This is a genomic window from Cohnella sp. GCM10012308 (assembly GCF_042649185.1).
Classification (GTDB): Bacteria; Bacillota; Bacilli; order Paenibacillales; family Paenibacillaceae; genus Cohnella.
Genome location: NZ_JBHRYU010000001.1, coordinates 428,133 through 455,129, shown reverse-complemented (window position 1 = coordinate 455,129; position 26,997 = coordinate 428,133). Strand labels below are relative to the sequence as shown.

Genomic DNA, 26,997 nt, shown 5'->3' with positions numbered 1-26,997 from the left:
CTTTTCGCGCTAAGCGAGAAGGGGCGGCTTGTTTTTGTTTTCGGGGAACGCGGTTCGGGGAGACGTTGCTTATAAACGCCGGGTTCGGGGCATCCTTGGTATAAAAAGGAGGCGATCGCCCAATGACGCTGTCACGCACGTCCGCCGCGCCGATCATCGCGCAATCGGACGGCACGCTGCTGCTGGACGAACGGCTGCCGGGCTTCGGCGAAGCGCAAACGCTGCTGCGCGCGATCGCGGAGCTTAAGAAGCGGCCCGGGCATCTTCACACGTACCGCATCACGCCCGTCACCGTGTGGAACGCGGCGGCTTCCGGCTGGACGGCCGCACGCGCCCTGGGCAGCCTGCGCACGCTGTCCAGATACGGCGTGCCGGCCGCGCTGGAGCGCGATCTCGCGGCGCAGTTCGCCAGATATGGGCAGCTGCGGCTCGGCGTGCAGGAGGGAGAGCTCCGCCTGCGCGCGCAGGAGCCCGCGCTGCTTGCCGCCGTCGCGTCGCTCAAGACGGTATCCGGCTGGCTGACTCTGTCGGCGGACGGCAGCCATGCGGTCGTTCGTCCCGATGCCAGAGGCTGGCTTAAGCGCGAGCTGGCGCTGGCCGGTTACCCGGTCATCGACGATGCCGGCTACAGAAGCGGCGAGCCGCTGCCGATGACGCTGCGCCGCGGCGGCGCGGCGCCAGCCTTGCGCGATTATCAGCAAGCGGCCGTCGATGCGCTGCTCGGCAAGCAAGACGAAGCCGCATCCGTTGCGGAAGCTGCCAGTGATACCGCCGCGACCGGCGCTGCCGCTCCGGCCGTCGCCGGCGGCAGCGGCGTCGTCGTGCTGCCCTGCGGCGCCGGCAAGACATGGGTAGGCATCGGCGCGGTCGCGCGGCTTGCCTGCGAGACGCTGATCTTGACGCCCAATACGGTGTCGGTCACCCAGTGGATCCGCGAGCTGCAGCGCGCGACGACGCTCGGCGAACAACAAATCGGGGTCTATACCGGGGAACGCAAGGAAGTGCGTCCCGTAACGGTCGCCACTTACCAGGTGCTGACCAGCCGCGGCGGGGGAGGCGGCAACGCGCATTGGCGGTTGTTTCAGGACCGCAATTGGGGATTGATCATATACGACGAGGTGCACCTGCTGCCGGCACCCGTTTTTCGCTTGACCGCGGAGCTGCAGGCGACTCGCCGGCTCGGGCTGACCGCGACGCTCGTGCGCGAAGACGGCCGAGAGGGCGACGTGTTCGCGCTTGTCGGGCCGAAGGCTTACGAGGCGCCGTGGAAAAGCCTGGAGGAGGCGGGCTGGATCGCCGAAGCCTTCTGCAGCGAGGTGCGCGTGCCGATGGGCGCAGCCTGCGCCGAGCGGTACGCGGACGCCGCCGCCCGCGCGCGCAGCCGGATCGCGGGCGAGAATCCGCGCAAGGCCGAGGTCGTCCGCGCGCTGCTGGCTCGTCACGAGGGCGAGCAGGCGCTCGTCATCGGACAATATCTCGATCAGCTCCGGAGCGTGTCCCGGGAGCTTGAGCTGCCGCTCGTGACGGGCGACATGCCGCACCGGGAACGGCAGGAACTGTTCGACCGCTTCAACAGGGGCGATCTGCGCGCGCTGGCGCTGTCAAAGGTCGCGAACTTCGCGGTCGACTTGCCGGAGGCCGCCGTCGCGGTCCAGATCTCCGGCAGCTTCGGGTCGCGGCAGGAGGAGGCGCAGCGTCTCGGGCGCATCCTGCGGCCCAAGGAGAACGGGAGAGCGGCCTCGTTCTATTCGCTCGTGAGCGAGCACACGGACGAGGTCGAATACGCGCGCCGCAGGCAGCAGTTTCTGGTCCAGCAGGGCTACCGATACGAAGTGCGGCGCTGGGCGGACGGCGAGGATCCGCCGGAGATGACGGACAAGGAAGACGCGCGATGAATACGCGGGAAATCGTCGGCGAGCTGCCCGAAGCCGCCCTCGCCTGGCTGCGCGAAAGCCCCTGGACGGCCGGAAGGCTGGCAAGAGGCAAGGGGCTGCAAGAGGTGCTGGCGGATCCGGCGCGCGCCGCCGAGTGGGCCGAAGCGGCGCCGGCGCTCGCACGGGATACGCTTGCGCTAATCGTCAAGCGCTTCGGTCCGGCGCCGTTCCCGGAGGAGAAGCTCGCGACGGAAGGCGGCCGGCCGCCTTTCGGCTGGACGGGAGCCGAGCTGCGGCTCGCCGTCCAGCTGCTTCGGCGCGACGGCATCGTGTTCGCGATGGACCGGCCGTGGGGAGACCGGCTGCTGCTCGTGCCCGCGGATATGTGCGCCGCGTGGCGCAGGCTGCTCCTCCCGCTGCGATCCGAGCCGCTGCCCGAGGACGCATGGATGGACGGCTGCGACGCCGCCGCTTCGCCGCTGTCCCACGAGCTGATCGCCGCCTGGTCGGCGATCCGGAGGACGGGCCTGCCGCTCACGGCCAAGGGAGCGCCGCGCAAGCAGGAGGCGGCCAAAGCGGCGTCCGCCATGCGCCTCGCGCCCGATGACATCCCGCCGCAGGCCGTGCCCCCGGCATGGGAGGGGCTGCCCGCATCGGCCGTCCTCGCGCTCCGTCTGGGCAGCGCGATCGGCATGCTGAGGCGGCGCGGACAAGCGATCGCGGCGGAGCCGGACGATGCCGCGCAGGCATGGCTGGCTCTGCCCGCCGCCGAAGCGGAGCAGCGCCTTCTCGAGCGCGCCGCGGATTGCCTGCTCGCGGCGGATGAGCCGGGCGCGTGGCTGGCTGCGGAGTCGCTGCGCGATCTGGCGCCGATGCGCTGGTACCTGGCGTCAGATGTCGCGAAGGCGCTGCCGACGGCCGAGGCCGCCGCCGCTGTGGAGGCCTGGATCCGGTTTCTGAGGGCCGCCGGCTGGATGGAGACGGGAAGCGGGGCCGCAGGCGCGGCCTTGCGATGGATCATCGAGCCGGACCCCGCCAGGCTGAAGGCGACGGCTGACGGCAACGAAGGCTACGACCGCTATGAGCTCATGCCCGACCTCGAGGCGATCGTGCCGCCGGAAGTGCCGCCCGGCGCCCGCTGGGCGCTCGAGCTGCTGGCGCGCCGCCTGTCCGAGGACGTCGTCGCCGTCTACCGGATCGATGCGGAAGCTTGCCGCCGGGCGCATGCGCAAGGAACGAGCCTCGAGCAGGCGCGATCCGCGCTTGAACGCGGCTCCGGCGCGCCGCTGCCCGGCGCCGTGGACATCGCGCTGCGCGATTGGTTCAGCGCGTCGCCCGCGGTCCGGGAGGCGCAGCCGGCGTCGCCTTCCGCAGCTGCGTTCCCATCGGAAACGCTGCGGGATCCGTCAATCGGGCAGCCGGATGCGGGCGGTGACAAAGGCCGTCCCAAGAGCGCCGGCAGGCCGCTCGACGACGATTTCTTCGCGGGCGGCGGCGCGGCCGGTCGTGCTGGCGCAGCCGGACAAGCCTGCGTCTGGGACGCCAGGCCGCCGATGCTCTCGCGCAGGCTCTATCCCGGCGCGGAAGGCGTCCCAGTCGGCTGGCTGCGGCAGCCCGCAGCCTATCATGCCTCGACGCGCAAAGAGCTCGTAGAGCGGGCGATCGGCTGGCGCGCCGGATTGCGGCTGAGCAAGGATAACGCATGGATCGACTTCGCGCCGGAGCGGGTCGTGCCTTGCGAGGAAGGCGGCTGGCGCGTCTGGGGCAGACCGTTCGTCCGGGAGGCCGGCAGCGGCAGACCCGTGCCGGACGGGAACCCGATCGTTCTCGAAGCCGGGGAGATCGGCCCGCTCATGATATCGCTTCCGGAAGCGGAGCGCGCCGATACGTCCCGGCCGATCACTTGACCCCTCGCTGCGAATATGTGATATGATAGTGGATGTATCCCAAGCGCATAAAGGGGCAGGTGGTTAAGTCTTGACCATGGTTAAATCCCTCCCTGCGGCGGAGGCGTCCGTCGGATATTCGCCGGATCCCGCGACCGACCTTACGGCGATCGCGGCACGCGCCTTCGAGCTGGGAGATCTGATAAAGCACTCCGCGTTGACGGAGGATTACGTATACTGGAAGCGCTCCGTGGAGCGCAGCGGCGAAGCGCAGCTTCGCATCCGCGAGTTTATCAAGGCCAAGGACAAGTTCAGCGAGTGCGAGCGGTTCGGCCGCTTTCACCCCGATTACAACGAGGCGCTGGATCGCGTGTACGAGGCCGAGGCGAAGCTCGAGGAGATCGAATCGGTCCGCCGGTTCAAGGAAGCGGAACGCGCGGTCGACCTGCTGCTTCACGAAGTTTCGCTGCTGATCGCGCATTCGGTGTCCGAGACGATCAAGGTACCGGACAACGATCCGAACCCCAAGGCATCGGGCTGCGGCAACGGCGGCAGCTGCTCCTGCGGCAGCGGCGGCTGCGGATAATACGACGCCGGCTTCGGCCGGCTTGCAGAACGGAGGAGCGTCATGTTCGCCGAAAGGATCGGTTACATCGTATGGTTCAGCGACTGGAAGGCGGCGCGAGCGCTGGACAAGTACGGCAGCCTGCACTATATGTCTCGCAAGATGAATTACGCCGTCCTCTACATGGACGCGGAATCCTCGGAGGATACGGTACGCAATCTGCAGCGGCTGCCATACGTCCGCAAGATCGAGCGCTCCTACCGGGGCGAGATCAAGACCGAGTATGAGAGCAACGTGCCGGACAAGACCCGGTTTTACGGGCTCTGAGCGAGATGCAAGCGATTGGAGCGCCGCGCCGGCGACCGGGCGGCGCTCTTTTTTATAGGCCGCGAAGGGGTCGGAATATTAAAAAAATGTAAAGTTTGGAATCTATTTTTTTTAATGTTGAATGTACGGGAATAATTGCGATAGAATGTATATATATGCCTAACATCTCAAACCCTTAATAGGCCTTTTGGCTCATGCGAGCAAGGGAGGGAAGTCCCGTGAAAGACAAGCAAACGGAGCGTTGGAGCACCTACGATCCTTTTTTCGTTGAGCTTGGGGATAAAAAAGTCGCGGATATCATCATTACGAATCATGCTCGCGTACGTTGGACCGACCGCGTCGAATCCGAAAAGACGGGCTTTTCCGATATCGCCGAGTTTTTGTGGCAGTGTCTGAAAGAAGGACGCGTCGTATCTTACTATCGCAACGAAGAGGACGTCTACACGATCGACGACGACCTCGTGTTCGTGGCGGAGTTCTCCGTCTCCGAGAAGGAAGTCGATCTGATCGGCAATCCGCTCCACAAAATGATCGTCGTTACCTTCCTCGGCAGAATGTCGGAGACGATGGAGCTGCGGGACTTGAAGACGTATTATTCCTGGCTGCGTCATTCTCGACGCATGACGCTGATCAAGAACAACCGCAAACGTCGCTAAACGTGGTCGCTAAACCTATTCATATTAAGGCATGCCGCGAGGCATGCTTTTTTTTGCAAGGCAGAACATATAAATTTGGGCGGTAGTTTACGGAGAGGTAAGCGTGACTTCGGCGTATCGGCGCATTTCGGAGGTGTGGCAGAACGAAAGCCTGCATATGTACATGCATTTTCTGCCGACGCGCGACCCTTGAAGAAATGCCTGCAAATATGCAGGCAAATGCAAAGCGCAAGCCGGAAATCGGGCGGGCGAAGGAAAATAACTGCGCTTTTGCAGCTATCCTGTTCAAACGAGGCGATATCGGCCCAAAAAGATGTATATTTGCAGGCATTGCGGCGAAAGGACGGAGCGGGTGACGATAAGCGACCCATTGGAGAGGCTGTCGTAGAGGCTGTCGTAGAGGCTGTCGGAGAGACTGTCAGAGAGGCAGTCAGCGAGGCAGTCAGAGAGGCTGTCGGAGAGACTGTCGAACGAGCCGTCGGCAGGCATTCCGCGCGACCCCGGTTTCGAATATCCGCCAAACTTAAAAGAACCGAACCGTCAGGGCGATCGTCCCCTGGCGGTTTGTCTTAGATTCGCAGGAAACCTTAAAGTACCGCCAGAGAATTAGAGATATTCCCTGACGCTTTTATACATGTATTATTTGCGCGGGCAAAGCCGGCGGTTGACGGGACCGAGATCGCCGCGGCCGATTATGTTATAATGCATTCAAATGTTCGGAAGGCGGGAATTCGAAAATTATGGCGTTGAACGTGCATCAACTCCACACCTTTTACGCAGTGGCGGAAAGGGGGAGCTTTTCCGCCGCCGCCCAGACGCTGCATATGACGCAGCCCGCGGTGACGATGCAGATTCAGGCGCTCGAGGAGCGGTTCGGAGCCAAGCTGTTCCGAAGGTCCGCCAAGAAGCTGGAGCTGACCGATGCCGGCCGCGCTTTGCTGCCCCAAGCGCGCAAGGCGATGGAGCTGATGCGGGAGACGGACGCGGTCATGGTCGCGCACGCCGAACAGCTTAAGGGCCGGCTCAAGTTCGCCGCCAGCCTGACGATCGGCGAATACGTGCTGCCGCGGCTGCTCGCGCCTTTTCTGAGGCGATATCCCGATCTGTCGCTCAGCATGCGCATCATCAACACGGCGGAGATTATCGAGGAGATCGAGAACCACGGTCTCGCCTTCGGCCTGGTCGAAGGGCGGGCGGAAGGGCCGGGGCTGATCGCCGAGCCGGTCATGAACGACGAGCTCGTGCTCGTCGTGCCGGCGGGGCACCCGTTCGCTGCGCGCAGCGAGGTCGAGCTGGAAGAAGTGCTCAAGGAGCCGATGGTGCTGCGGGAAACGGGATCGGGGACGCGGCAGGTCATGGAGGAGGAGCTCCTCAGGCACGGCGCGCATCCTTCCGATCTGCGGGTCGTGAGCGACTTTGGAAGCACGGGCGCCGTGAAGTCGGCCGTCGAGGCCGGACTGGGGCTGTCCTTCGTTTCGGTATGGACGATCCGGCACGAAGCTGCGCTCTCGCTGCTCGCGCCGGTGAAGATCCGGGGCGTTTCGTTTCGCCGGCAATTTTACGCGGTCCGCCAGCAATCGTCGGACCTGCCGATCGCAGGCGCGTCGCTGCTAGATTACTTAAGGGGGATTCAAGCTTGAAAAAAGCGGACCTGCATACGCATACGACCGCATCGGACGGTCTTCACAAGCCATCTGAAAACGTCCGCATGGCGGCGGAGGCGGGCCTCTCGGCCATCGGCATCACCGATCACGATACGGTGGCCGGGCTGGACGAGGCCCGGCAAGCGGCGGATACCTACGGCATCGAGGTCGTGCCGGGCGTCGAGATCAGCACCGCGCAGGACGGACAGGACATTCATATTTTAGGCTATTTTTCGAACGATCGCGATCCGTTGTTTCTCTCGCGGCTCGCTTCCCAGCGCCGCGTGCGGGATTCGCGCAACGAGCTGATCGTAGCGAGGCTTAACGAGCTCGGCGTGCGCCTTACCTGGGAGACGGTGCTGGACGCGGCGGGACGGGACAGAGGCCCGGACGAGACGGTCGGCCGGCCGCACATTGCCGAAGCGCTGGTCCGGATCGGGGCGGTGGACTCGCTGCAGGAGGCGTTCGACCGCTATCTGGCGGAGGGCAAGCCGGCATACGTTCTGCCGCCGCGCATCGCGCCGGCCGAAGCGATTGCCTGGATTCACGAGGCAGGCGGCGCCGCCGTCATTGCCCATCCCGGGCTGTACGGCGCGGACGATGCCGTCGAAGCGCTGCTGCGGGAAGGCGTCGCGGACGGCATCGAGGCGTATCATTCGGACCATACGGCCGAGGACGAGCGCCGTTACGCGGCTATGGCGCAGCGATACGGCGTCATCGCGACTGGCGGATCGGATTTTCACGGCGAGCGCAAGGGAAGGGTGTATCACGGTCCGATCGGCTGGCGCTCGGCGGATGCGGACGTCGTCCGCGCGCTTAGAGACCGGGCGAAGGATCGGCGGGAGGCACGCCTGTCGGGTTCGCGGGGCGACGACGGTACTGCATCGGACTGACGCCGTAGTAGGCGCCGAAGTGCCGCGTAAACGGATGGATCGACGGATAGCCGAGCTTGTCCGCGACGGCGGTGATCGTAAGGTCGCTCTCCCGCAGCAGAATCGCCGCTCTTCGCATCCGCAGGCGATGCTGATAGGCTTTTGGCGTGAATCCCGTTTCCCGCAGGAACAGCTCGTGAAAGTACGTACGGCTTAGCCCGCACATCTCCCACCATTCGCCGACGCTTTCGCGCCGGCCCGGGTCCCGTTCGAGACGCTCCAGCAGCTTCACGATCCGGTAATCGCTTGGCCGCCGCGTATGGCGCGCGTTGTACCAATTCAGCATCCAAGCGTATATCATGCTGTTCAGAATCTCGCTGCGATAGTAGCGGGATTGTTCGTATACCCTGACGATCCGCAGCAGCTCCTCGTAGAGCTGCGGGTCGTCCTGAAGCGACGAGACGCCGGGAAGGGCGTCAAGCTCCGCGCATGGACTGGCGACGGAGACGGCGTCCAGCCGGAAGGGCTCGGGCGCGTAGATAAAAATACGGTTAAGCGACACGGGGGCCTTGGCATCCCACAGGTCAAAATACAAATTGAACGATGAGAGCGGCCGCTCCGGCGAAATATGGAACGCATGCGGCTGGCCGGGCCGCAGAAATACGAGCGCACGCTTGTCGAGCGGATGCCGGACGCCCTCGATCTCCATTTCCCCACCACCCTCCGGGAACAGATGCATCGCATAAACGCTGCATACCCGAAGCCCTTCGTTTGCGCTGCCGTCGTAGACGTAAGGCATCAGATCGCCAAGGTATGGCGTCATTTCGGACAGCTTTTTCATCTTCAAACCTCCCATGAAAAAAGAAAATGACCGGATAAATCGTCAAATTAGTGGATGCGCTAACAAATACGAAAGGCTATTCTCATGGTACGATATCGATGACGATAAGAAAAGCGTCCGCGGAATAATGCGGATGATCAAACAAATGAAATCGCAATGAGGCCATGGGCAGAAGCGATAGAAACGCGAAGGGTGAACGGACGATGAGCGATACGAAGCTGTGGTACGACAAGGGCGCGGACGGCTGGAAGCAGGGGCTGCCGCTCGGCAACGGAAAAATGGGCGCCGTTCTTTACGGGGATGCCGCGCGCGAGGTCTGGAGCCTGACCGAGGTGACTTATTGGTCGGGCAAGCCGGAAGAGACGCCGTTCGCGCCGCGGGACAAGGCCGATCTTGAAGCGCTCAGAAGCCATTTCTGGAGCGGTGACTATGCCGCCGGCGAGGAGCGGGCCGCGGAGTTGCTGCAATCGGAAAAAGGGAACTTCGGCACGAATATGCCGATGTGCGACCTGATCGTTGAATTCCCCGACGCTTGCGGCGGGGGCGTGACGCGAGAGCTCGATCTGGAGACCGCGATATACGGGTTCGCATGCGAGGATGAGACGGGCATCCGACGCGAAGCGCTGGCGAGCCATCCGGACGGCGTAATCGCGGGCCGTCTGACAAGCGCCAGGCCGGGCGGCGTATCCTTCGCGCTGGCGCTCGAGGGCCGCACGGAGCGCTTCGCTTGCGCGGCGGACCCCGCATCGGGCGTCTTGACCTTCGCCGGCCGTGCGACGGAGACGATGCACAGCGACGGCCAATGCGGCGTAAGGGCCGAAGGGCGCGTTCAGGTCGTCGCGCGCGGCGGGCAAATAACTGCACGCGGCGGTCGGTTGGTCGTCGAGGGGGCCGACGAGGCGTGGATTTACGTCGCCGCAAGCACGGATTACGGCAGGGAAGACGAGGGCTGGCGCACCGAAGCCTCGGCCGCCGTCGGGCGGGCCGTTGCCAAGGGGTACGCGAAGGTGCGAGAGGATCATATCGCCGATTATCGCGGGCTGTTCGGCCGCGTAGAGGCTTCCCTCGCCGGCAGCCGGGAGGGCAGGCTCCTGCCGACCGACGAGCGGATGAGCCGTTTGCGCGAAGGGGCGGACGATCCGGGCTTGTTCGCGCTGTTTTTCCAATACGGACGCTATCTGACAATCGCCGGCTCGCGCGAGGATTCGACGCTGCCGCTTCACCTGCAGGGCATCTGGAACGACGGCGAGGCAAACCGCATGGCATGGAGCTGCGACTATCATCTCGATATCAATACCGAGATGAATTACTTCCCGACGGAGGCGGCGAACCTGGCCGAGTGTCATCTTCCGCTGCTGCGCTACGTAGAGCGGCTGGCCGAGGCGGGACGCCGAACCGCCCGCGACTTTTACGCCGCGCCGGGATGGGTCGCGCACGTATTTTCCAATGCTTGGGGCTTTACCGCGCCGGGATGGCATTATTCGTGGGGGCTGAACGTGACGGGCGGCTTGTGGCTCGCCGAGCAATTGCGCGTCCATTACGAATATGGGCTCGACGACGACTTCCTGCGGCGGAGCGCGTATCCGGTGCTCAAGGAAGCGGCGCTCTTTTTCCTGGACTATATGAGCGTTCATCCCGAGAAGGGCTGGCTCGTGACCGGCCCCTCCAATTCCCCGGAGAACAGCTTCTACGCAGGGAAGGCGCGCGAGCGCAGCTACGCGCTGTCGATGGGCGCGACGCTGGATCAGGTGCTCGTGCGCGATCTGTTCGCGTTTTGTCTGGCCTCCGCCGAGCGGCTCGGCACGGACGCCGACCTTCAAGCCCGGCTTCGCGAGGCACAGCGCTTGCTGCCCCCGCTTCAGATCGGCGCAGGCGGCCAGCTGCAGGAATGGCTGGAGGACTACGGCGAGGCGCAGCCGGACCACAGGCACGTATCGCACCTGCACGCGCTTTTCCCAGGCGCCCAGGTGAGCCCGCGCGACACGCCGGAGCTCGCCGAAGCGGCGAAGCGTACGCTCGCGAACCGGATGGACGCCGCAGAGCTCGAGGACGTGGAGTTCACGCTCGCGCTGTTCGCAGGCGGCTTCGCGAGGCTCGGCGAAGGAGAATTGGCGCTGCGCCAGCTGTCCTATCTGGTCGGACGGCTCTGCTTCGACAATCTGCTGACCTATTCCAAGGCCGGGATCGCGGGTGCGGAGAGCAATATCTTCGTCGCGGACGGCAACTTCGGCGGGACGGCCGCCTTCGCGGAGATGCTTATGCAAAGCCGCGGCGGGGCCATCGATCTGCTGCCCGCGCTTCCGGCGAGTTGGCATACCGGCAGCATCCGGGGGCTCCGGGCCAGGGGCAACGCGGAGGTCGATCTCGCCTGGTCGGGCGGCGCGCTGACGAGCGCGACGATTCGGGCGGGTTCCGCACTGCAAGCTAAGCTGCGGTACGGGAACCGCGAGCTTCCTTTGAACCTGCAGGCCGACGAAGCGATCGTCCTGGACGTCGAGCTTCTGACTTAGCAGGCACAGCCAAGAGAATTATAGGACACGAGGCTATGACAACTACGGGGCCGCTTATTTCGGCGGAACGGTAGTTGTCTTTCGTGTATAATGGTGCTACTAGAAAAAGGGGGGTCGGACGTTGCCGAAGCATTCGAGGATCTACCGGAACTTTCTGCTCTCCTATCTCGTCATCCTGATCCTGCCCAGCATCGCGGGGTATATGTCCTACCGGACCTCGATCGAAGTTACGCAGACGATCTCGATCGAGAACGGCGTCACCCAGCTTCAGAACGCGCAGCAGCTGCTGGAGCGCAGAATGGCCGAGGTCGAGGGGTTCACCCGGCAGCTGGCGCTGAATCAGGATCTGTTCGTGCTGATGAACGAGAAAAAGAGCGACGGCGACGTCAATCTGTACAGCATCTGGAACGTGCTGCGAAGCGTCATGGTTTTCGGACAGACCAACGACTTTTTGCGGAACTACTACATATATCTGCGCAACTACAACGTCGTTCTGACGCCGGGCTCCGCCTATTTCCGTCCCGAGCATTATTACGAGACCGCGCATTATCGCAATATGACGCTCGACGACTGGCGCAATACGATATTAAACAAGCCTCACAGCCGGGAGATTCTGCCGCTCAGCCCGTTCGAAGACGGCGATGGCCAGACGTCCGTCATTTCGTACATGCAATCGCTTCCACTCGACAGCTTTAACGAGGTCTCTCCGGCTACCGTCGTCGTCATCATCGACGAGAAGACGATTCAGAGCCTGATGACGGGACTGAAGGACCGTTACGGCGGCTGGACGTACATCAGCGACCGCGAAGGCAAGACGATCAGCCGGCAAGGCATCGAGGAAAAAGAGATCGTGGAGCTGAACGGTACGGAAGGTTTGCTTGCGGACAAACAGAGTCAATTTTACGGCGACGATCTGGTCATCGCCATCCAGTCGGACAAGACGGGATGGACGTACCGCGCAGGCATCCCAAAGGCCGTGCTGATGGAAAACGCAAATCATATTAAATTCATTACCTGGACGGTAACGGCGGTCGCGCTGGTCGTCGGATTGCTGGCAGGCATCGTGTTGTCTTACCGGAACAGCGCGCCGATCAACCGGCTGCTCGGCGTATTCCGCGACCAATTCGCCAAGGACCAGCCGCCGCTCGGCAACGCCTACGATTTTCTACACGGCAACGTCGCCAACATGCTGACCAACAACAAATGGCTGCAAAGCGAGCTCGACCGGCAGCTCCCGCTCGTACAGGACGCTTATCTGAAGCGGCTGCTCGCCGGCGAATTCCAGACGCGCGACGAGGCAGAAGCCGCGGCTGACCAAGCCGGCCTTAGGTTCGGATTTGCCTCGGGCGCCGTCGGCATTTTGCGCGTCGAAGGTTACGCCGGGCTGGACACGGTCGAGATCTTGAACGAATTGAACGCCGCGCGGTTGCTCGTCAAGCAAAACCTGCGCGAGCTGTTCCCCGACTTGCAGATGACGGACATGGGCTCGGACCGGGTGGCCGCATTGTTCGGTTATTTGCCTGAGCAGCCGGAGGAAGCGGGGGAGCGCGAGATCGAGAGCCTGCTGCGGCCGCTCGCAGCGCGGTTGTTCGAAGAGTACAAAATTTCCGTTACCGCCGCGTTCGGCGAATGCTTCGGCACGGCCCTTGAGGTTAGCCGCTCCTGCGAGCAGGCGCGGGAGACGCTTGAATACGCGGATTACGCCGTACGCAAGGACATTTTGCGGCATCGCGACATCCTGCCTACGAGCGCGACGTATTATTATCCGCTGGAGACGGAGCTTCGGCTCATCGGCACGATCAGGGCGGGCGAGCGGGAAGAGGCGCGCCGGATGGTGGAGGAGCTGCTCGCGCGCAACGCCGAGAGCCGGGAGCTCTCGCCGGACATGAAGCGGCAGCTGATCGGCGAATTAAAAGGAACGCTCCTTAAAGTGCTCGACCAGAAGACGTTCCAGTCCGCCGAATCGTTCGAAACGGTCAAAAACCGGACGCTCGCCATCCAGGAGACGGATTCGCTGGAGGCGGTGCGCGACGAGATCGGGCAAATTACCGATACGCTGTGCGGCGTCGTGTCCGCGAAGAAAAACGATCTGCATCACAAGACGGTGGAGGAGATCAAAAAATACATCGCGGAGAAGTACGCCGACGCCGAACTTACGCTGTATAAGGTCGCCGAGCAAGTGGAGCGGCCGGAGAAATACATTTCGCAGCTGTTCAAGGACGTCACCGGAACGAACCTGTCCGACTACCTGGAGAAAATCCGCATGGATCATGCGGCCGAGCTGCTGCGGGACCGGGGCTCTACGATCGACGAGATCGCGTACAAGGTCGGCTATAACAGCTCGCATTCGTTCCGCCGGGCGTTCAAGCGGGTGTCGGGCGTATCGCCAAGCGCGTATAGACAGTCTTTTGATTAAAATAATAGGAAGAAGTTTGCCTTAATCGGCCGTCAGAGGGAATCCTCTGGCGGTTTTTTGCGCTGAGCGCAGCATAGCCCGAGAAATCGTTCGGGGTAGCCGGACCGTAAAGCCGCTATTTGTGGGAAGAGGGGCGGTTTTCGCACCGGTGTCCGAAACGAAGAACGTCGGGCGCTCATCTCCGCCGATATCGCGCAAAAGGGCATACGCCGCTCTCCCGATCGACCGTACCGTATTCCGAAGGCCCGTCCCCGCGTCCTATCAGGGAAAATGGGCCGTTCTAAGGCGAATCGGCTCCCCGAAATCGGGTTTTTGGTACGCTGAAATACCGATTTGTACCTTCCGAACGGCGTTTTGGTTGCGCTATCATCGGACCTGTAGAAAGCGCTGCCAAGCAAATCGGCGCTAGGGAACGATAGGAGGGGATCGTCGACGATGGATGGAGAAATCGCATGGGAAGGCAAGGCGCAACCGCAGCCGATCCGCAAGCGGACGAAAAGGAGCCGGACGCTCGAAGCCAGGAAAAGCTTCAAGAAACATTGGCAGCTGTACCTGGTCGTCCTGCCGCCGCTTTTGTTCTTTTTAATCTTTAAGTACTATCCGATGGCGAACGCCGTGCTCGCCTTCAAAGATTACAACGTCATCAAGGGAATCTGGGGCAGTCCCTGGGTGGGAATGAAAAACTTCAAGCTCTTTTTCGATAACCCGATCTTCTGGGATCTGATCCGCAATACGATCCTGCTGAGCGGCTACCTGCTGCTGGCGGGCTTCCCGATCCCGATCCTGCTCGCGCTCATGCTGAACGAGATTCGCAGCGGCCGCTTCAAGCGCATCGTGCAGCTCGTGACGTTCGCGCCTTACTTTATCTCGACGGTCGTCATGGTGTCGATCATCATGCTGTTCCTGGCACCCAGACTCGGCTTCGCCAATGTCGCCCTGAACCATCTGGGCTTCGATTCGATCAATTTCCTCGGCGAGCCCGGCATGTTCCGTTCGATCTATGTCTGGTCCGACATCTGGCAGACGGCCGGCTACTCCGCGGTCATCTATCTGGCAGCGCTGGCGGGCATCGATCCGACGCTTTACGAGGCTGCCAAGGTGGACGGCGCATCCCGTTTCCAAAAGATCGTTCATGTCGACCTGCCTGGCATCCTGCCCACGATCGTCGTCATTCTGATCCTGAACGTCGGCAACGTGATGGCAATCGGCTTCGAAAAGGTATACCTGCTGCAAAATCCGCTGAACCAGTCGACCTCGGAAATTATCGCGACTTACGTTTACAGCATCGGCCTGCTCAACGCCAACTACAGCTTCGCCACAGCGGTCGGCCTGTTCAACTCGGTCATTAATCTGGTGCTGCTGCTCCTGGTCAACGGCATCGCCAAACGCCTTACGAGCAACAGCATCTGGTAGAAAGGAGATTCGAACATGCAAGCACAAGCAGCAACCAAACGAACGACGATCCGGGAATCGACGGGCGACCGCCTGTTCATGGCCGTCGTCTACACGATCCTCACGATCGTGCTGATCGCCGTCCTGTATCCCCTCATTTACATTCTCAGCAGCTCGATCAGCAGCCCCGCCGCCGTCACATCGGGACGCGTCTTCCTGTGGCCGGTCGATATCTCCTTCAAGGGCTTCGAGACGTTGTTCAACACGCCGGCCATTCTGACGGGATACGGCAATTCGATCTTCTACACGGCTGCGGGCACGCTGATCAGCGTCGTGCTGACGGTGATGATCGCCTACCCGCTGTCGCGCAAAACGTTTTTCGGACGCAATGCCATCATGATGATCGTCACCTTCACGATGATTTTCAGCGGCGGTCTGATTCCTACGTACATGGTCGTCAAGTCGCTCCATCTGATCGATACCCGGTGGGCGCTGCTCATCCCGAACGCGATCTGGGTGTGGCAGGTGATCATCGCCCGCACGTTTTTCCAGGCTTCGATTCCCGAAGAGCTGGCCGAGGCCGCCGAGATCGACGGCTGCAGCGACCTGCGCTTCATGCGCAGCGTCGTCGTCCCGCTCTCCAAGCCGATTCTTGCGGTGCTGGTGCTCATGTACGCCGTCGGTCAGTGGAATGCTTACTTCGATGCGCTGATCTACCTCAAGTCCGCGAACCTGTTTCCGCTGCAGCTCGTGCTGCGAAGCATCATCATCCAGAACAACAGCTCCGGCATGATGGACGCGATGAAAATGGTCGAGCGGCAGCAGCTGTCCGAGCTGCTCAAGTATTCGCTTATCGTCGTAGCGACGCTGCCCGTGCTCGTCATCTACCCGTTCGTGCAGCGTCATTTCGTACAGGGCATGCTGGTCGGTTCCGTGAAGGGATAACGGAAGCCGGCGGCGAATGTGAGAGGGGGGATGCGTATGTAGCACGCTGCCGCAATCTTATTATGCAACTATCCAAGAAAAGGGAGCGACCCACTTGAAAAAGAGAATCGTAAGTCTTCTGGCGATCGTCATCGCCCTTAGCATGGCACTCGCGGCCTGCGCCAAAAACGACAATTCGTCCGCCTCCTCCGGCGGCGCCTCGTCCTCATCCGCATCCGCATCGGGAAGCGCTTCGGCTTCCGCCGCCGCGACGGTGCCGATCAAGGTGTTCTCGATCCAGGAATCCGGCATCGATCTGACGACGAATAAATTTTCCAAGTTTATCGAAGATAAATTCAACATCAAGTTCGACTGGCAGCTGAACCCGTCCGACGGCGCGAAGGAAAAACGCCAGATCTCGCTCGCGAGCGGCGACTATCCGGACGCCTACATCCTGCCTTCTTATATCGATCACTTCTCGCAAGCGGATCTGCTCAAGTATGGCAAGCAAGGCGTCGTCATCCCGCTGAACGACCTGATCGACCAGTACGGCCCGAACATCAAGGCGGCGATGGAAGCCCATCCCGACCTGAAGCAGTACATCACGGCGCCGGACGGCAACATCTACGGCCTCGTGTCTTACACGCAGTGCTTCCACTGCTCGTATCCGAACAAAATGTGGGTCAACACCAAGTGGATGAAGCAGCTCGGCATCGAGCCGCCGAAGACGACCGAAGAGTTCAAGGCGATGCTCGAAGCGTTCAAGACAAAAGATCCGAACGGCAACGGCAAGCAGGACGAAGTTCCGCTGAGCGGTTCGATCGAAGACTTCGGCGTACGCGTCGTGCCTTACCTGATGAACGGCTTCGTCTATGACGACGACCGCAACTACCTGAATCTGAAGGACGGCAAGGTCGTGTCCGCGGCGACTACGCCGGAATGGAAGGAAGGCCTCGCCTACATCAAGTCGCTGTACGACGAGAAGCTGATCGATCCGGGCGCGTTCACGCAAAACGCCGAAGCGTTCAAGAAAATCGGCGAGAACGGCGACGCGCAAATTCTCGGCGCCGGCGCGGGCATGCACCCCGCCATCTTCGTCAACATCGATAAAGGCAACCGTTTCTCCGCAGACTACGACGCGCTGCCTCCGCTGACCGGCCCGAACGGTTCGTTCGCGACGCACGACGGCGGCGGCGTCGATCCGGGCGCCAAGTTCGTCATTACGAACAAGGCAAGCAAGGAAGCGCAAGTCGCGCTGATCAAGATGGTCGACTACCTGTTCACGCCTGAAGGCCAGACGAACGGCGCATCCGGCATGGAAGGCATCGATTGGGAGAAGCCGGGTCCGGACGACGTAGCCCTGGACGAGAGCGTCAAGGCACAGTTCAAGCCGATCCCTGCGACCGAAGGCGAAGCGCCGCGCAATGCGGGCTGGAGCGGCGTCGCGCACTTCTACCAACCGAAGGAATACCGCGACAGCTTCGTCTCCGCGACGGACATCTACGATTCGGCCGGCTATGAGCGCAGACTGTACCAAGCGACCCTTGAGTATCAAGGCCACGAGCCGAAGGAACTGTTCCCGCTCTGGTCGCTGTGGATCGATCCGTCGCTGACCGACGAAGCCAGCATTCTGCAAACGAACCTCAAAAACTACATCGAGCGCAGCGAGCTTCAATTCATCACGGGCAACCTCGACCTGAACAAAGACTGGGACAGCTACGTGAAGGGTCTGAAGGACCTGAAGCTGGACCGCTACCTGGAAATCCTGCAGCAAGCGTACGACAAGGCCGCGAAGTAAGAGCGAACCAGGCCTGCATAGCAACGCGCAGCACAGGCCTTCTGGCCGCAAAGCCGGAAGGCCTGGCTCGTCATGCCCGGAATTGAAATTCGAGGGGAGGCGGGCTTCTGAAACCGCATAAGCAGTGCATCATTCGATCTATGGGGGACACCGCTTGAACGTCTTGGAACGGGCAGCCGCCCACAGTATACGTTACGACCGTCCGGCCGCGACCTTTTTTGAAGGCGCGCTGCTCGGCAACGGGAAGCTCGGCGCCGTCGTCACCGCCCGGCCCGACGCGATCGTCATTCACTTCGGACATAACAACGTATGGGACATCCGCATCGCGGAAAACAACAAAGAAAAGATTGGCACCTTCGAGCGCCTGTTCGCGAGGCTCAAGGAGATTCCCGCGCATTACGGCTCGCTTTCCGAGGATCCCTGGTATCGCGATTATGTGGAGACAGCGGCCGAAAATTACGCCAGGCCGTATCCGCGCCCGATGCCCTGCGGCTCGCTCCTGCTCGGCTTCGACCGGCGGCGGGTCGAGGTGCTCGGCCACACGCTGCGCATTCACGACGGCATGTGCGAGATCGATTTGCTCGCGGACGGCAAGCAAGTACAGCTTTTGACGTTCGTCGAGCAAGATGTGGACGCGCTGCGACTGGCGCTTATGGCCGATGGCGGATCGGAGGACGTACCGATCGTATTCAACCGCGTCAAGCTGATCGCCGATCCCGAGACGCCGCAAGAGCTGCCCGCCCCGAAGTCCTATATCGATGCATCGCGGGGGCTGATGGCCTTTCGCCAGCGTCTGCCCGCTGCGGTCGGCGAGGAACCGGAACGTGCCGGAGGGACCCGCGACCGTGCCTTCCGCCTGACGGCGACGTTCGAACCGGCAGCCGCCCTGCAGGCAGGCGCGACCTCATGGGAAGGGCTGCTGAACCCGTTAACGGCGGATGGCAGGATCGAGGTGCGCGTCGCGCTCGACGAAGGACTCGACGCCGAAGTGCCGGAACCGGAAGCGCCCCCAAAAGACGGCGAACCCGGATTTGCAAGCGCATTCGCCCAGGCGACGGACAGCTGGTCGCGCTTCTGGTCGCGATCCGGCGTAGCGCTCGGCGACGCTTTTCTCGAGCGGATCTGGTACCGCAACCTGTACTTTTTCAACTGCGCCGTCTCGCCGGACGCCATTTGTCCGGGCTTGTTCGCCAACTGGAGCTACGGCAAGATCGGCTCGGAATGGCACGGCGACTACCATATGAACTACAATACACAGCAGCCGTTCTGGCTGGCCTTTTCCAGCAACCATGCCGACAAGCATCTCGCTTACGTGGATATGGTCGAACGGATCGGTCCGGTCAGCCGGAAATGGGCGAGCGAATATTACGGCCTGCGCGGGGCGTACTATCCGCATTCCGCCTACCCGGTCGAGATGAGCATGATGCCTTATCCCGTTCCGCACTGGGGCTGGGAGATTTGCGAGACGCCATGGACCGTGCAAAGCCTATGGTGGCATTACCTGTACACGATGGACCTTGATTTTCTGGCCGGTCGCGCATTCGGCCCGATCCGCGACGCGACATTGTTTATGGTCGATTACATGAAACGGCCGGACGCGCGGGGCGAGGCTTGGGGCGACGATCGCTATCACGTTTATCCAACCGTCGCGCCGGAGCTGTACGAGCTGACGCCGGGCTTTCGGTTGAACCGGGATTGCATCGTCGATCTGACGCTGACGAAGTTCGTGTTCCGCGCCTTCGGGCAAGCTTGCGCGGCGCTCGGGCGGATGGAGAAAGAAGCGGAACTGCTCGCGGAGGTGGAAGAGGTGCTGGCGCATTTCCCCGACTATCCGACCGCAGCATCGGCGCGGGGGCCTGTGTTCGTCTCTGTACCGGGCGAGGATCCGGAGGTTGTGTATAACGTGCCGAACGGCGTCGCCACGGTGTTCCCCGGCGAGGACCACGGCCTGCATTCGCACCCGGACGACTATGCGGTCGCGGCGAACAGCTACCTCAACCATCGCAACGAGGGCGGCAACGATTTGGTGTTTTACGCGATGGCCGGCGCCCGCCTCGGCATGCTCGATCTCGAACGGTTCAAACGGCAAATCGATTACTGTATGCTGCCCAACGGCACCTGCACCGACAAACTGCTCGAGGCCGGTGGCCGGTATTCGGATACGACGCCGTTCGACTACATGGGGCAAATGGGAATCTGGTTCGAAAATTTCGCGCTGCCCGCAGTCATCAACGAGTGCCTCCTGCAGAGCTACAACGGCGTCCTGCGGCTGTTCCCCAACTGGCCCAAGCATCTGCCGGCTTCGTTCGCTACGCTGCGGGCCGTCGGCGGCTTCCTCGTAAGCGCTTCCTTCGAAAAGGGCGCCGTGCAATGGGTGGAAATCGCCAGCGAGGCCGGCGCCACCCTTCGGTTGCACAATCCGTGGCCTGGCGAAGTCGTCGTTCGGCAGGAGGGAGATACCGAGGAAAGGATGTCCGGCGCGCTGCTGGAGCGGCATGTTCCGGCGGGAACCGCGCTCCGGCTGACGCCTGCTTAAAGCTTGAATTTTATCACTCGATAAGGAGCTGGTCCGTTTGCATCGTACTTTTAAGAAAAAAGGTCTCGCCCTGCTGCTCGCCGGCGCGATCGTCGCGCAGTTCGGCCTCGTAGCGCCTGGCGCGAACCGGGCCGCCGCAGCAGACAAAGAGCTGGCGCAGAAGCCTTATATGGGTTGGAGCAGCTACAGTATGCAGGTGTACGACGGCCCTTCGGGCAACTGGACGTCGGCGGCGAAGATCAAGCAAATGTCCGATGCGATGCACGAAAAGCTGCAGGCGCACGGTTACAACTATATCAACATCGATGCCGGCTGGAACGGCGGCATGGACGAATACGCCCGTCCGATCCCGAGCGAGACGCTGTACCCGGACGGCTTCCAGAACGTTATCGACTACGTTCACGCCAACGGACAGAAGATCGGCATCTACCTGATTCCCGGCCTGTCTCCCGCCGCTTATGAAGCCAACCTGCCGATCTACGGCACGGAGAGCTGTCATATCCGCGACATCACGAAGCAGCCGATCCAGTACGCGGACTACTGGAACATCGGCTACAAGATCGATTTCAACACGAATCCGGATTGCGCGCAGGCCTACATCGATTCGATCGCCGACCTGCTCGGCTCCTGGGGCATCGACTTCGTCAAGTTCGACAGCGTGACGCCGGGCTCCGGCCACAACGACACGACGATCGACGCGCGGGACGACGTGGCTGCCTGGTCCAAGGCGCTTGCCCGCAACAAAATCTGGTTCGAGCTGTCCTGGGCGCTCGACCATAACTATGCAGACCTGTGGAAAAAGTACGCCAACGGCTGGCGCGTCAACTGGGACGTCGAATCCTACGACCCGAAGGTCGGGCTGACGCAGTGGGCCAACATCGCCCGGCTGTTCCCGGACGCCGCGATCTGGTGGCGCGACGCGGGGCCGCGCACCGGCTGGAACGACTTCGACTCCCTGAACGTCGGCAACGGCGCGATGGACGGCCTGACCAAGGACGAGCGCCAGACGGCGATGACGTTCTGGGCCGTATCGGCGGCGCCGCTGTATACGGGCAACGATCTGACGCGCCTGGACAGCTACGGCCTCCAGCTCTTGACCAACGACGAGGTGATCGCCGTCGATCAGGCGGGACGCCCGGCGCATCCCGTATCGACGGCGACGAGCCAGCAGGTATGGTATGCGAACAACGGAGACGGCACTTATAATGTCGCCGTGTTCAACCTCGGCACGAAAGCCGAGTCGATCGCCGTCAACTGGAGCGATATCGGGCTGGACGGTCCGGCGACGGTGCGCGATCTGTGGAGTCACAGCGAGCTCGGCGCGTTCGAGAAGGGCTATACGGCGGAAAGCGTCGATCCGCATGCTTCGCGCTTGTTCAAGGTAACAGCGCAAAGCGGAACGTCCTTCGTGAACGACGATGACACCGGTTTCGTCTACGAAGGAGATTGGACGCGCAACGGCGGCAAGGAAGTGTCGGCCGAGTCGCAGGATCTGACGGTGAACGTCGGCAGCGCGGCGCCCGGCCTGACGGCTGTGGCACCGCAGGAAGCCGGCCTTGCGCAAGTTCATGCGGCGAACGCGGAGGCGTTAACGGCCGCGGATCATTATTACGTGGTGAACGACGACGATGCGGACGTGCAGTATAACGGAGGCTGGAACGACAGCGACGGCCGCGGCCTCGGCGATTATTCGAACGACGTCCACTGGACGGAAGGAAACGGCAATGCGTTTCAACTGACGTTCAAGGGCACGGGCGTCGACTATATTACCGAAAAGGAAGGGTCGCAGGGTAATGTAGACATCTACCTGGACGGCACGCTTCAGGGCACGGCGGACACGCACAATAACGACGGACGCTCGGTGCAGCAGACCGTCTACCGGATCGACGGGCTTGACGGCGCGACGCATACGGTGAAAGGCGTGAAGCAGTCCGGCGGCTATGCGCTGCTGGATGCGCTGAAGGTGCATGTCGAGCATCTGATCGATTCGGCGGCAGTCTCGTTCGACTCGGAGCATCCGGCGGACGTCACGACAGCGCTGAAGGTCGACGCGCGCTATCTGAAGAGCGTGACGCTGAACGGCAATACGCTCGCAAGTCCCGCGGACTACTCCATATCGAACGGCACGGTTACGGTCAAAAAGGATGTCTTTGCAGGGCTTGCCGCGGGCGACGCTACGCTAGCCTTCTCCTTTGCGGGCGGCGATTCGGAGACCAAGGGGGTCGCGATCAGCGGACAGAGCAGCGCGATCAACCCGAAGACGGCTTCCTTCGATAAGAAGCCCGCGAACCAAACCGACGTCGCGACGACGCTGACGCTGAACGGCAATACGCTGGCCGGCATCGCGAACGGAGACGACGAGCTGTCGGCGGGCACGGATTATACCGTCGCGGGTACGACGGTGACGATCAAGAAGTCGTACCTGGCCGATCTGCCGGTCGGTGCCGCTCAGCTGGCGTTCGCGTTCAGCGGCGGCGCTTCGCAGACGCTGACGGTTAACGTAACCGATACGTCCGGCCTTCGTTACGTGCTCGTAAACAATAGCGATGCAGGCATCGCTTACAGCGGCTCGTGGAACAACAACAGCGGCCGTCCGTACGGCGATTATCAAGGCGACGTGCAGTTTACGGAAAACAACGGCGATTCGTTTACTTACGTGTTCTCGGGCACGGGAGTCGGTATCGTCACTGAAAAAGACAATTCCCAGGGCGAAATGGAAGTATACCTGGACGGGCAGCTCGTCTCGACGGTCGACACGCGCAGCGAGGTTCGTCAGGGCTTCCAGACCGTGTACAGCGTCTCCGGGCTGACCAACGGCCAGCATACGCTGAAGGCGGTCAAGAAAAACGGCCAGTTCATGCTGCTTGACGCGCTTCGGATCGAGAAGCCGAGCCTGCTCGGCGAAGAGGAGATCGGGTTCGACCCGGCGCAGCCGGCGGACGCGAACGTTACCTTGCTCCGCGACGGCGGCAGCCTGGCGACCGTTAAAAACGGCAATGCGACGTTGTCGGCGGGCACCGACTACACGGTGACCGGCGATACGGTGACGCTTCGCTCGGCTTATCTGGCCGGGTTGCCTGCCGGCGCGACGAAGCTTTCGTTCAGCTTCAAGGGCGATGCGTTCAGCGATATCCATTATGCGACGCAAAACGGCGATGCTTACAGCTATACGTTCAAAGGAACGGGATTCGCGCTGCGCATGCCGACCGGTCCTTCGCAAGGCGAGTTCGAAGTCTTCGTGGACGGCGTATCCAAAGGAACGGGCAGCGCCGAGAGCGATACGCTCAAGCTGCAGCAAAACGTATTCCATCTCGACGGGCTGACGAGCGGCTCGCATACGGTCAAGGTCGTTAAGAAATCGGGCGAGCTGCTGCTCGCAGACGGTCTTGCGTATACGGTAGCTGGCGCGGATATCGTGCCGCAGACGCCGTCCGGTCCTGCGACTGCGACGCCTGCGCCTGAAAAAGTGCAAGGCAGCGTCGGCGGCGGCTCCGGCAGCGCACAGGTTTCCGTAGACGTTAGAAGAACGACACTCGCAGGCGGGACGAAGCGGGACGAATTGTCCTTCTCGGGCGCGGCGGTCAAGGATGCGATCGCCAAGCAGGCTGCTGCGGGCGCGACATCGATTACGCTTGCCGTTCCCGATGCCAAGGATGAAGTATCCGAGACCCAAGTGACGATTCCGGCAGACATCGCCAAGCTGCTCGCGGACGGCAAGCTTGACCTGGCGCTTACGATCGGCGGAGCGACAATCGTTATTCCGGCAGCTTCGCTTCCGGCAGGCGGCGCGGATCTCGTCTTTACGATCAAGCCGCTGAAAAGCGAGGCGGACCGGTCGGCCGCGCAAAGCCGCGCGAACGCATCGAGCGTCGTCAAGGCCGCGTACGGCGATAACACGGCTGCCGTCGGACGCCCGCTGTCGATCGATACGAACTTGCAGGGTCAAGACGTCGATATCGTGCTGCCGCTCGGCGAAGCCGTCGGCTCCGGCGCGAACCGACTGGGCGTCTTCGTCGAGCACGGCGACGGTTCGACCGAACTGAAGCATGGCGAGATCGTCGATCTGGGCACCGGCAAAGGATTTAAGATTACCGTGAACAAATTCAGCACCTTCACGCTGCTGAAGCTGAGCGATCAGCCGGCAGCCGCCCATAAAGCTTACATTCAAGGCTTTGCGGACGGTACTTTCAGACCCGGCGCCGCGCTGACGCGGGCGCAGATCGCGACGATCGTCGCGAGACTCGCAGCGGATCCGAGCAGCACGGCCGGCGGGCAAGCCAAGTCCTACGCGGACGTGTCCGCAAGCCATTGGGCCGCGGCAGACATCGCTGCCGTGGGCAAGCTGGGACTTATGAACGGCTACGCGGACGGCACGTTCCGCCCGGATCAGGCGGTCACGCGCGCCGAGATGGCGGCGCTGGCCGTGAAGCTCGCGCAGCCTTCGGGATCGCCGGGCGCCGGATTCGGCGATACGGCCGGCAGCTGGGCCGAGGCTGCGATCAAGCAAGCGCAGGGCGCAGGCTGGATCGGCGGCTACGCGGACGGTACGTTCCGTCCCGGCCAGGCGCTGACGCGCGCAGAAGCGGTTACGCTGCTGAACCGCGTGCTGGGCCGCGAGCCCGCACAGGCGGGGGGCGTCTCCAAGTGGTCCGACGTACCTGCCGGACACTGGGCGCTGGCCGACCTGCTCGAAGCTTCCGCAGACTGACCGAGCTGCATAGCGAACCGACAAGCGCGGGACTCTTCCTATCCGGAAGGGTCCCGCTTTTCTAAGGAGGACATGACAAAATGGCTATTTCACTGTTTCAACGCCGGGCAGGGCTGCAGCGGTTCAAGCGCCGCGCGGAAGCCGGCTTGCCGCTCGCGGTCGCCTTTCTGGGCGGATCCATCACCGAGGGCGCGGGCGCGTCCGACGGAGACAAGGCGAGCTGGCGCGCGCTCACGGGGGAATATCTTGCCGCTCGCTTCGGCGCAGGTCGCGTCTGCCTTATCAACGCCGGCGTCGGCGGTACCGACTCGTCCTTCGGCGCGGCGCGGCTGCAGGAACACGTATGGAGCACGGGACCGATCGATCTGCTGTTCGTCGAGTTCGCCGTCAACGACGGGGAAGACCGGGCGGAGTCGCTCCGCGGCATGGAAGGCATCGTCAGGCAGGCCCGCAGGCATGCGCCGACGGCCGACATTTGCTTTGTCTATACGGCGGCGGACAAAAACCTGACGCCGGGCATCCCTTTCAACATCGCCGTGCACGAAGAGGTGGCCGCGCATTACGCGATCCCGTCGGTTAATTTCGCAGCCGGCGTCCGCGCGGCGATCGATGCCGCAGAGGCGGACTGGGGCGCGCTGGCCGGCGACCTCGTCCATCCGAACGACGAAGGGCACGCGCTGTATGCCGGGTTCATGCGCAGCTATCTGAAGGAAGCGCTGGACGCGAGTCTCCCGTCCTCCGATCCGCCTGAAGAAGGGCAGCAAAGCTCTCTTCCCGCCCCGCTCGAAGAGAGCAACTGCGAATTCGCCGGCATGGCCGCACCGGACGAAGCGGATGACACGCGGGGCTTTTCCCGCGATACGCTCGAAGGCCTGCCGCTTATGAACTGGCGTTACGACACGTCGCACCTGCGCGCCTTAAGCGAAGACGCCGCCTTGTCCTTCACGGTCGACGGCTGGCGCGCGGGTATCGTCCTGCTGTGCGGACCGGATACGGGCAGCTTCGAATACAGCGTGGACGGCGGCGCGTTCAAGGAAGTCGACCTGTTCGACGAATGGTGCGAACTGGCCTACCGGCCCATACCGTTTTGGCTGCCGGGGCGCGAACGCCCGGGCCGGATCGCCGTGACGGTCCGGCCGACGGGCCGCGCGGACCCGCGCAGCAAGGGCGCGGGACTGCGAATTCTGAAGCTGCTATCTTGCTGAGCGCTTCTGCCGGCCGACCATCCGACTTCTTTCATCCGATCATCCGGGTTCTTTCATTAGATCTGTCCAAGTAAAGCTTAGACGAGAGGTCTTAAACCAGACGCACGGCATGTATCGTGTATGATAAAATGAAGCAAACGCAGAAAAGGGTGAGCCCATGCCGGACAATCCACCGTCCCTGAACCGATACGTACTCGCCGACGAGCTGTACGCGCTGCTTAAAAAACGCATTCTGTCCCACGAAATGTCGGCGGGAGACAAAATCAATATCGACAAGCTGGCGAGAGACCTCGGCGTCAGCAATATTCCGATCCGCGAGGCGCTCTCGCGGCTCTCTTCCGAGGGACTCGTATCCGTCGTCCCGTTTAAAGGCATGTTCGTGGCGGCCATGAACGCCAAGGACATCGACGAGATCTTCGAGATCCGCCTGTCTCTGGAGACGCTCGCGCTGCGCAAAGCGGCAGCTCGCATTCCGAAGGATCGGCTTCGCCGGATTCTGGCCGAGACGACGGCCCCGCAAGACGAGGCGGACGCGGGCCAGGAGTCCGCAACCCGCATGTTCAAAATGAACGAAGGGCTGCACGGTACGATATTGGCTTACGCCGACAACGAGAATTTGCAGCGTATGGTCGTGTCGTTGATCGAGCGGATTTACCGTTATTTGAACTTGCTGAACTTTACGATCGCGCTCGCGGACGAAAGGGAGGAGCACGTCCGTATTTTGAACGCGCTGCTCGCAGACGAAACGGACGAAGCAGCAGTCGCCTTGGAGCGGCATTTGCAGTACGCGCATCAGCGTTTGCGCGACAGTTTTTCCTAGACCAAACGGGGAACGATTCCCCTT

At 62.2% G+C, this 26,997-nt stretch carries 17 protein-coding genes; 16 read left to right on the top strand and 1 reads right to left on the bottom strand.

All coding sequences use genetic code 11. The annotated features are described in order from the left end of the window. The first annotated feature begins 122 nt into the window (after positions 1–122). From ACFOTD_RS02125 to ACFOTD_RS02095, 7 genes are all read left to right on the top strand, one after another. Positions 123–1,895, top strand: coding sequence for a DNA repair helicase XPB (locus ACFOTD_RS02125; RefSeq protein ID WP_378115261.1), 1,773 nt, complete (start codon positions 123–125; stop codon positions 1,893–1,895). After that, the gene (locus ACFOTD_RS02120; RefSeq protein WP_378115259.1) at positions 1,892–3,781 is read left to right on the top strand and encodes a helicase-associated domain-containing protein; all 1,890 of its coding nucleotides are present in this window, start codon (positions 1,892–1,894) and stop codon (positions 3,779–3,781) included. Before ACFOTD_RS02125 ends, ACFOTD_RS02120 begins: the two co-directional genes overlap by 4 nt. 76 nt (positions 3,782–3,857) lie before the next feature. Further along, positions 3,858–4,346, top strand: a complete 489-nt coding sequence (locus ACFOTD_RS02115) for a YlbF/YmcA family competence regulator (RefSeq protein WP_378115684.1) — start codon at positions 3,858–3,860, stop codon at positions 4,344–4,346. Positions 4,347–4,388: 42 nt separating this feature from the next. Then, on the top strand, positions 4,389–4,652 hold the full coding sequence (locus ACFOTD_RS02110) for a YlbG family protein (protein ID WP_378115257.1): 264 nt from the start codon (positions 4,389–4,391) through the stop codon (positions 4,650–4,652). A 218-nt stretch (positions 4,653–4,870) separates the two neighbouring features. Next, entirely contained in the window at positions 4,871–5,308 is a 438-nt protein-coding gene (locus ACFOTD_RS02105) for a hypothetical protein (protein ID WP_378115255.1), read from the top strand. Positions 5,309–6,048: 740 nt separating this feature from the next. After that, positions 6,049–6,948: a LysR substrate-binding domain-containing protein gene (locus tag ACFOTD_RS02100; RefSeq protein ID WP_378115253.1), complete on the top strand. Its 900-nt coding sequence runs from the start codon at positions 6,049–6,051 to the stop codon at positions 6,946–6,948. Beyond that, on the top strand, positions 6,945–7,844 hold the full coding sequence (locus ACFOTD_RS02095) for a PHP domain-containing protein (RefSeq protein WP_378115251.1): 900 nt from the start codon (positions 6,945–6,947) through the stop codon (positions 7,842–7,844). Before ACFOTD_RS02100 ends, ACFOTD_RS02095 begins: the two co-directional genes overlap by 4 nt. Here the strand turns inward: ACFOTD_RS02095 and ACFOTD_RS02090 are convergent. Continuing rightward, positions 7,768–8,664, bottom strand: a complete 897-nt coding sequence (locus tag ACFOTD_RS02090; RefSeq protein ID WP_378115249.1) for a helix-turn-helix transcriptional regulator — start codon at positions 8,662–8,664, stop codon at positions 7,768–7,770. The two genes, ACFOTD_RS02095 and ACFOTD_RS02090, sit on opposite strands and share 77 nt — an antisense overlap. Before the next feature lie 203 nt (positions 8,665–8,867). Between ACFOTD_RS02090 and ACFOTD_RS02085 the strand changes: the two genes are divergently transcribed. The 9 genes from ACFOTD_RS02085 to ACFOTD_RS02045 all read left to right on the top strand — a co-directional run bounded on the left by ACFOTD_RS02085 (position 8,868) and on the right by ACFOTD_RS02045 (position 26,973). After that, positions 8,868–11,174, top strand: coding sequence for a glycoside hydrolase family 95 protein (locus ACFOTD_RS02085; RefSeq protein ID WP_378115247.1), 2,307 nt, complete (start codon positions 8,868–8,870; stop codon positions 11,172–11,174). 121 nt (positions 11,175–11,295) lie between these two features. Then, positions 11,296–13,590, top strand: a complete 2,295-nt coding sequence (locus ACFOTD_RS02080) for an AraC family transcriptional regulator (RefSeq protein ID WP_378115245.1) — start codon at positions 11,296–11,298, stop codon at positions 13,588–13,590. 435 nt (positions 13,591–14,025) lie between these two features. After that, positions 14,026–15,003, top strand: a complete 978-nt coding sequence (locus ACFOTD_RS02075) for an ABC transporter permease (protein ID WP_378115243.1) — start codon at positions 14,026–14,028, stop codon at positions 15,001–15,003. Positions 15,004–15,018: 15 nt separating this feature from the next. After that, complete coding sequence (locus ACFOTD_RS02070) at positions 15,019–15,927, top strand: carbohydrate ABC transporter permease (RefSeq protein ID WP_378115241.1); 909 nt, start codon at positions 15,019–15,021, stop codon at positions 15,925–15,927. A 94-nt stretch (positions 15,928–16,021) separates the two neighbouring features. Beyond that, a complete protein-coding gene (locus tag ACFOTD_RS02065; protein WP_378115239.1) occupies positions 16,022–17,704 on the top strand; it encodes an extracellular solute-binding protein in 1,683 nt (560 codons plus the stop codon). A gap of 154 nt (positions 17,705–17,858) precedes the next feature. Then, positions 17,859–20,240, top strand: coding sequence for a glycosyl hydrolase family 95 catalytic domain-containing protein (locus ACFOTD_RS02060; RefSeq protein WP_378115237.1), 2,382 nt, complete (start codon positions 17,859–17,861; stop codon positions 20,238–20,240). Positions 20,241–20,277: 37 nt separating this feature from the next. Next, entirely contained in the window at positions 20,278–24,948 is a 4,671-nt protein-coding gene (locus ACFOTD_RS02055; RefSeq protein WP_378115235.1) for a X2-like carbohydrate binding domain-containing protein, read from the top strand. 80 nt (positions 24,949–25,028) lie between these two features. Further along, complete coding sequence (locus ACFOTD_RS02050; protein ID WP_378115233.1) at positions 25,029–26,153, top strand: SGNH/GDSL hydrolase family protein; 1,125 nt, start codon at positions 25,029–25,031, stop codon at positions 26,151–26,153. A 157-nt stretch (positions 26,154–26,310) separates the two neighbouring features. Continuing rightward, the gene (locus tag ACFOTD_RS02045) at positions 26,311–26,973 is read left to right on the top strand and encodes a GntR family transcriptional regulator (RefSeq protein ID WP_378115231.1); all 663 of its coding nucleotides are present in this window, start codon (positions 26,311–26,313) and stop codon (positions 26,971–26,973) included. Positions 26,974–26,997 lie beyond the last annotated feature (24 nt).

What these genes read in the sequence shown, in the direction of transcription:
- ACFOTD_RS02125 (WP_378115261.1), top strand. Translation starts at nt 123, where the DNA reads ATGACGCTGTCACGCACGTCCGCCGCGCCGATCATCGCGCAATCGGAC.
- ACFOTD_RS02120 (WP_378115259.1), top strand. Translation starts at nt 1,892, where the DNA reads ATGAATACGCGGGAAATCGTCGGCGAGCTGCCCGAAGCCGCCCTCGCC.
- ACFOTD_RS02115 (WP_378115684.1), top strand. Translation starts at nt 3,858, where the DNA reads ATGGTTAAATCCCTCCCTGCGGCGGAGGCGTCCGTCGGATATTCGCCG.
- ACFOTD_RS02110 (WP_378115257.1), top strand. Translation starts at nt 4,389, where the DNA reads ATGTTCGCCGAAAGGATCGGTTACATCGTATGGTTCAGCGACTGGAAG.
- ACFOTD_RS02100 (WP_378115253.1), top strand. Translation starts at nt 6,049, where the DNA reads ATGGCGTTGAACGTGCATCAACTCCACACCTTTTACGCAGTGGCGGAA.
- ACFOTD_RS02090 (WP_378115249.1), bottom strand. Translation starts at nt 8,664, where the DNA reads ATGAAAAAGCTGTCCGAAATGACGCCATACCTTGGCGATCTGATGCCT.
- ACFOTD_RS02085 (WP_378115247.1), top strand. Translation starts at nt 8,868, where the DNA reads ATGAGCGATACGAAGCTGTGGTACGACAAGGGCGCGGACGGCTGGAAG.
- ACFOTD_RS02075 (WP_378115243.1), top strand. Translation starts at nt 14,026, where the DNA reads ATGGATGGAGAAATCGCATGGGAAGGCAAGGCGCAACCGCAGCCGATC.
- ACFOTD_RS02070 (WP_378115241.1), top strand. Translation starts at nt 15,019, where the DNA reads ATGCAAGCACAAGCAGCAACCAAACGAACGACGATCCGGGAATCGACG.
- ACFOTD_RS02050 (WP_378115233.1), top strand. Translation starts at nt 25,029, where the DNA reads ATGGCTATTTCACTGTTTCAACGCCGGGCAGGGCTGCAGCGGTTCAAG.
- ACFOTD_RS02045 (WP_378115231.1), top strand. Translation starts at nt 26,311, where the DNA reads ATGCCGGACAATCCACCGTCCCTGAACCGATACGTACTCGCCGACGAG.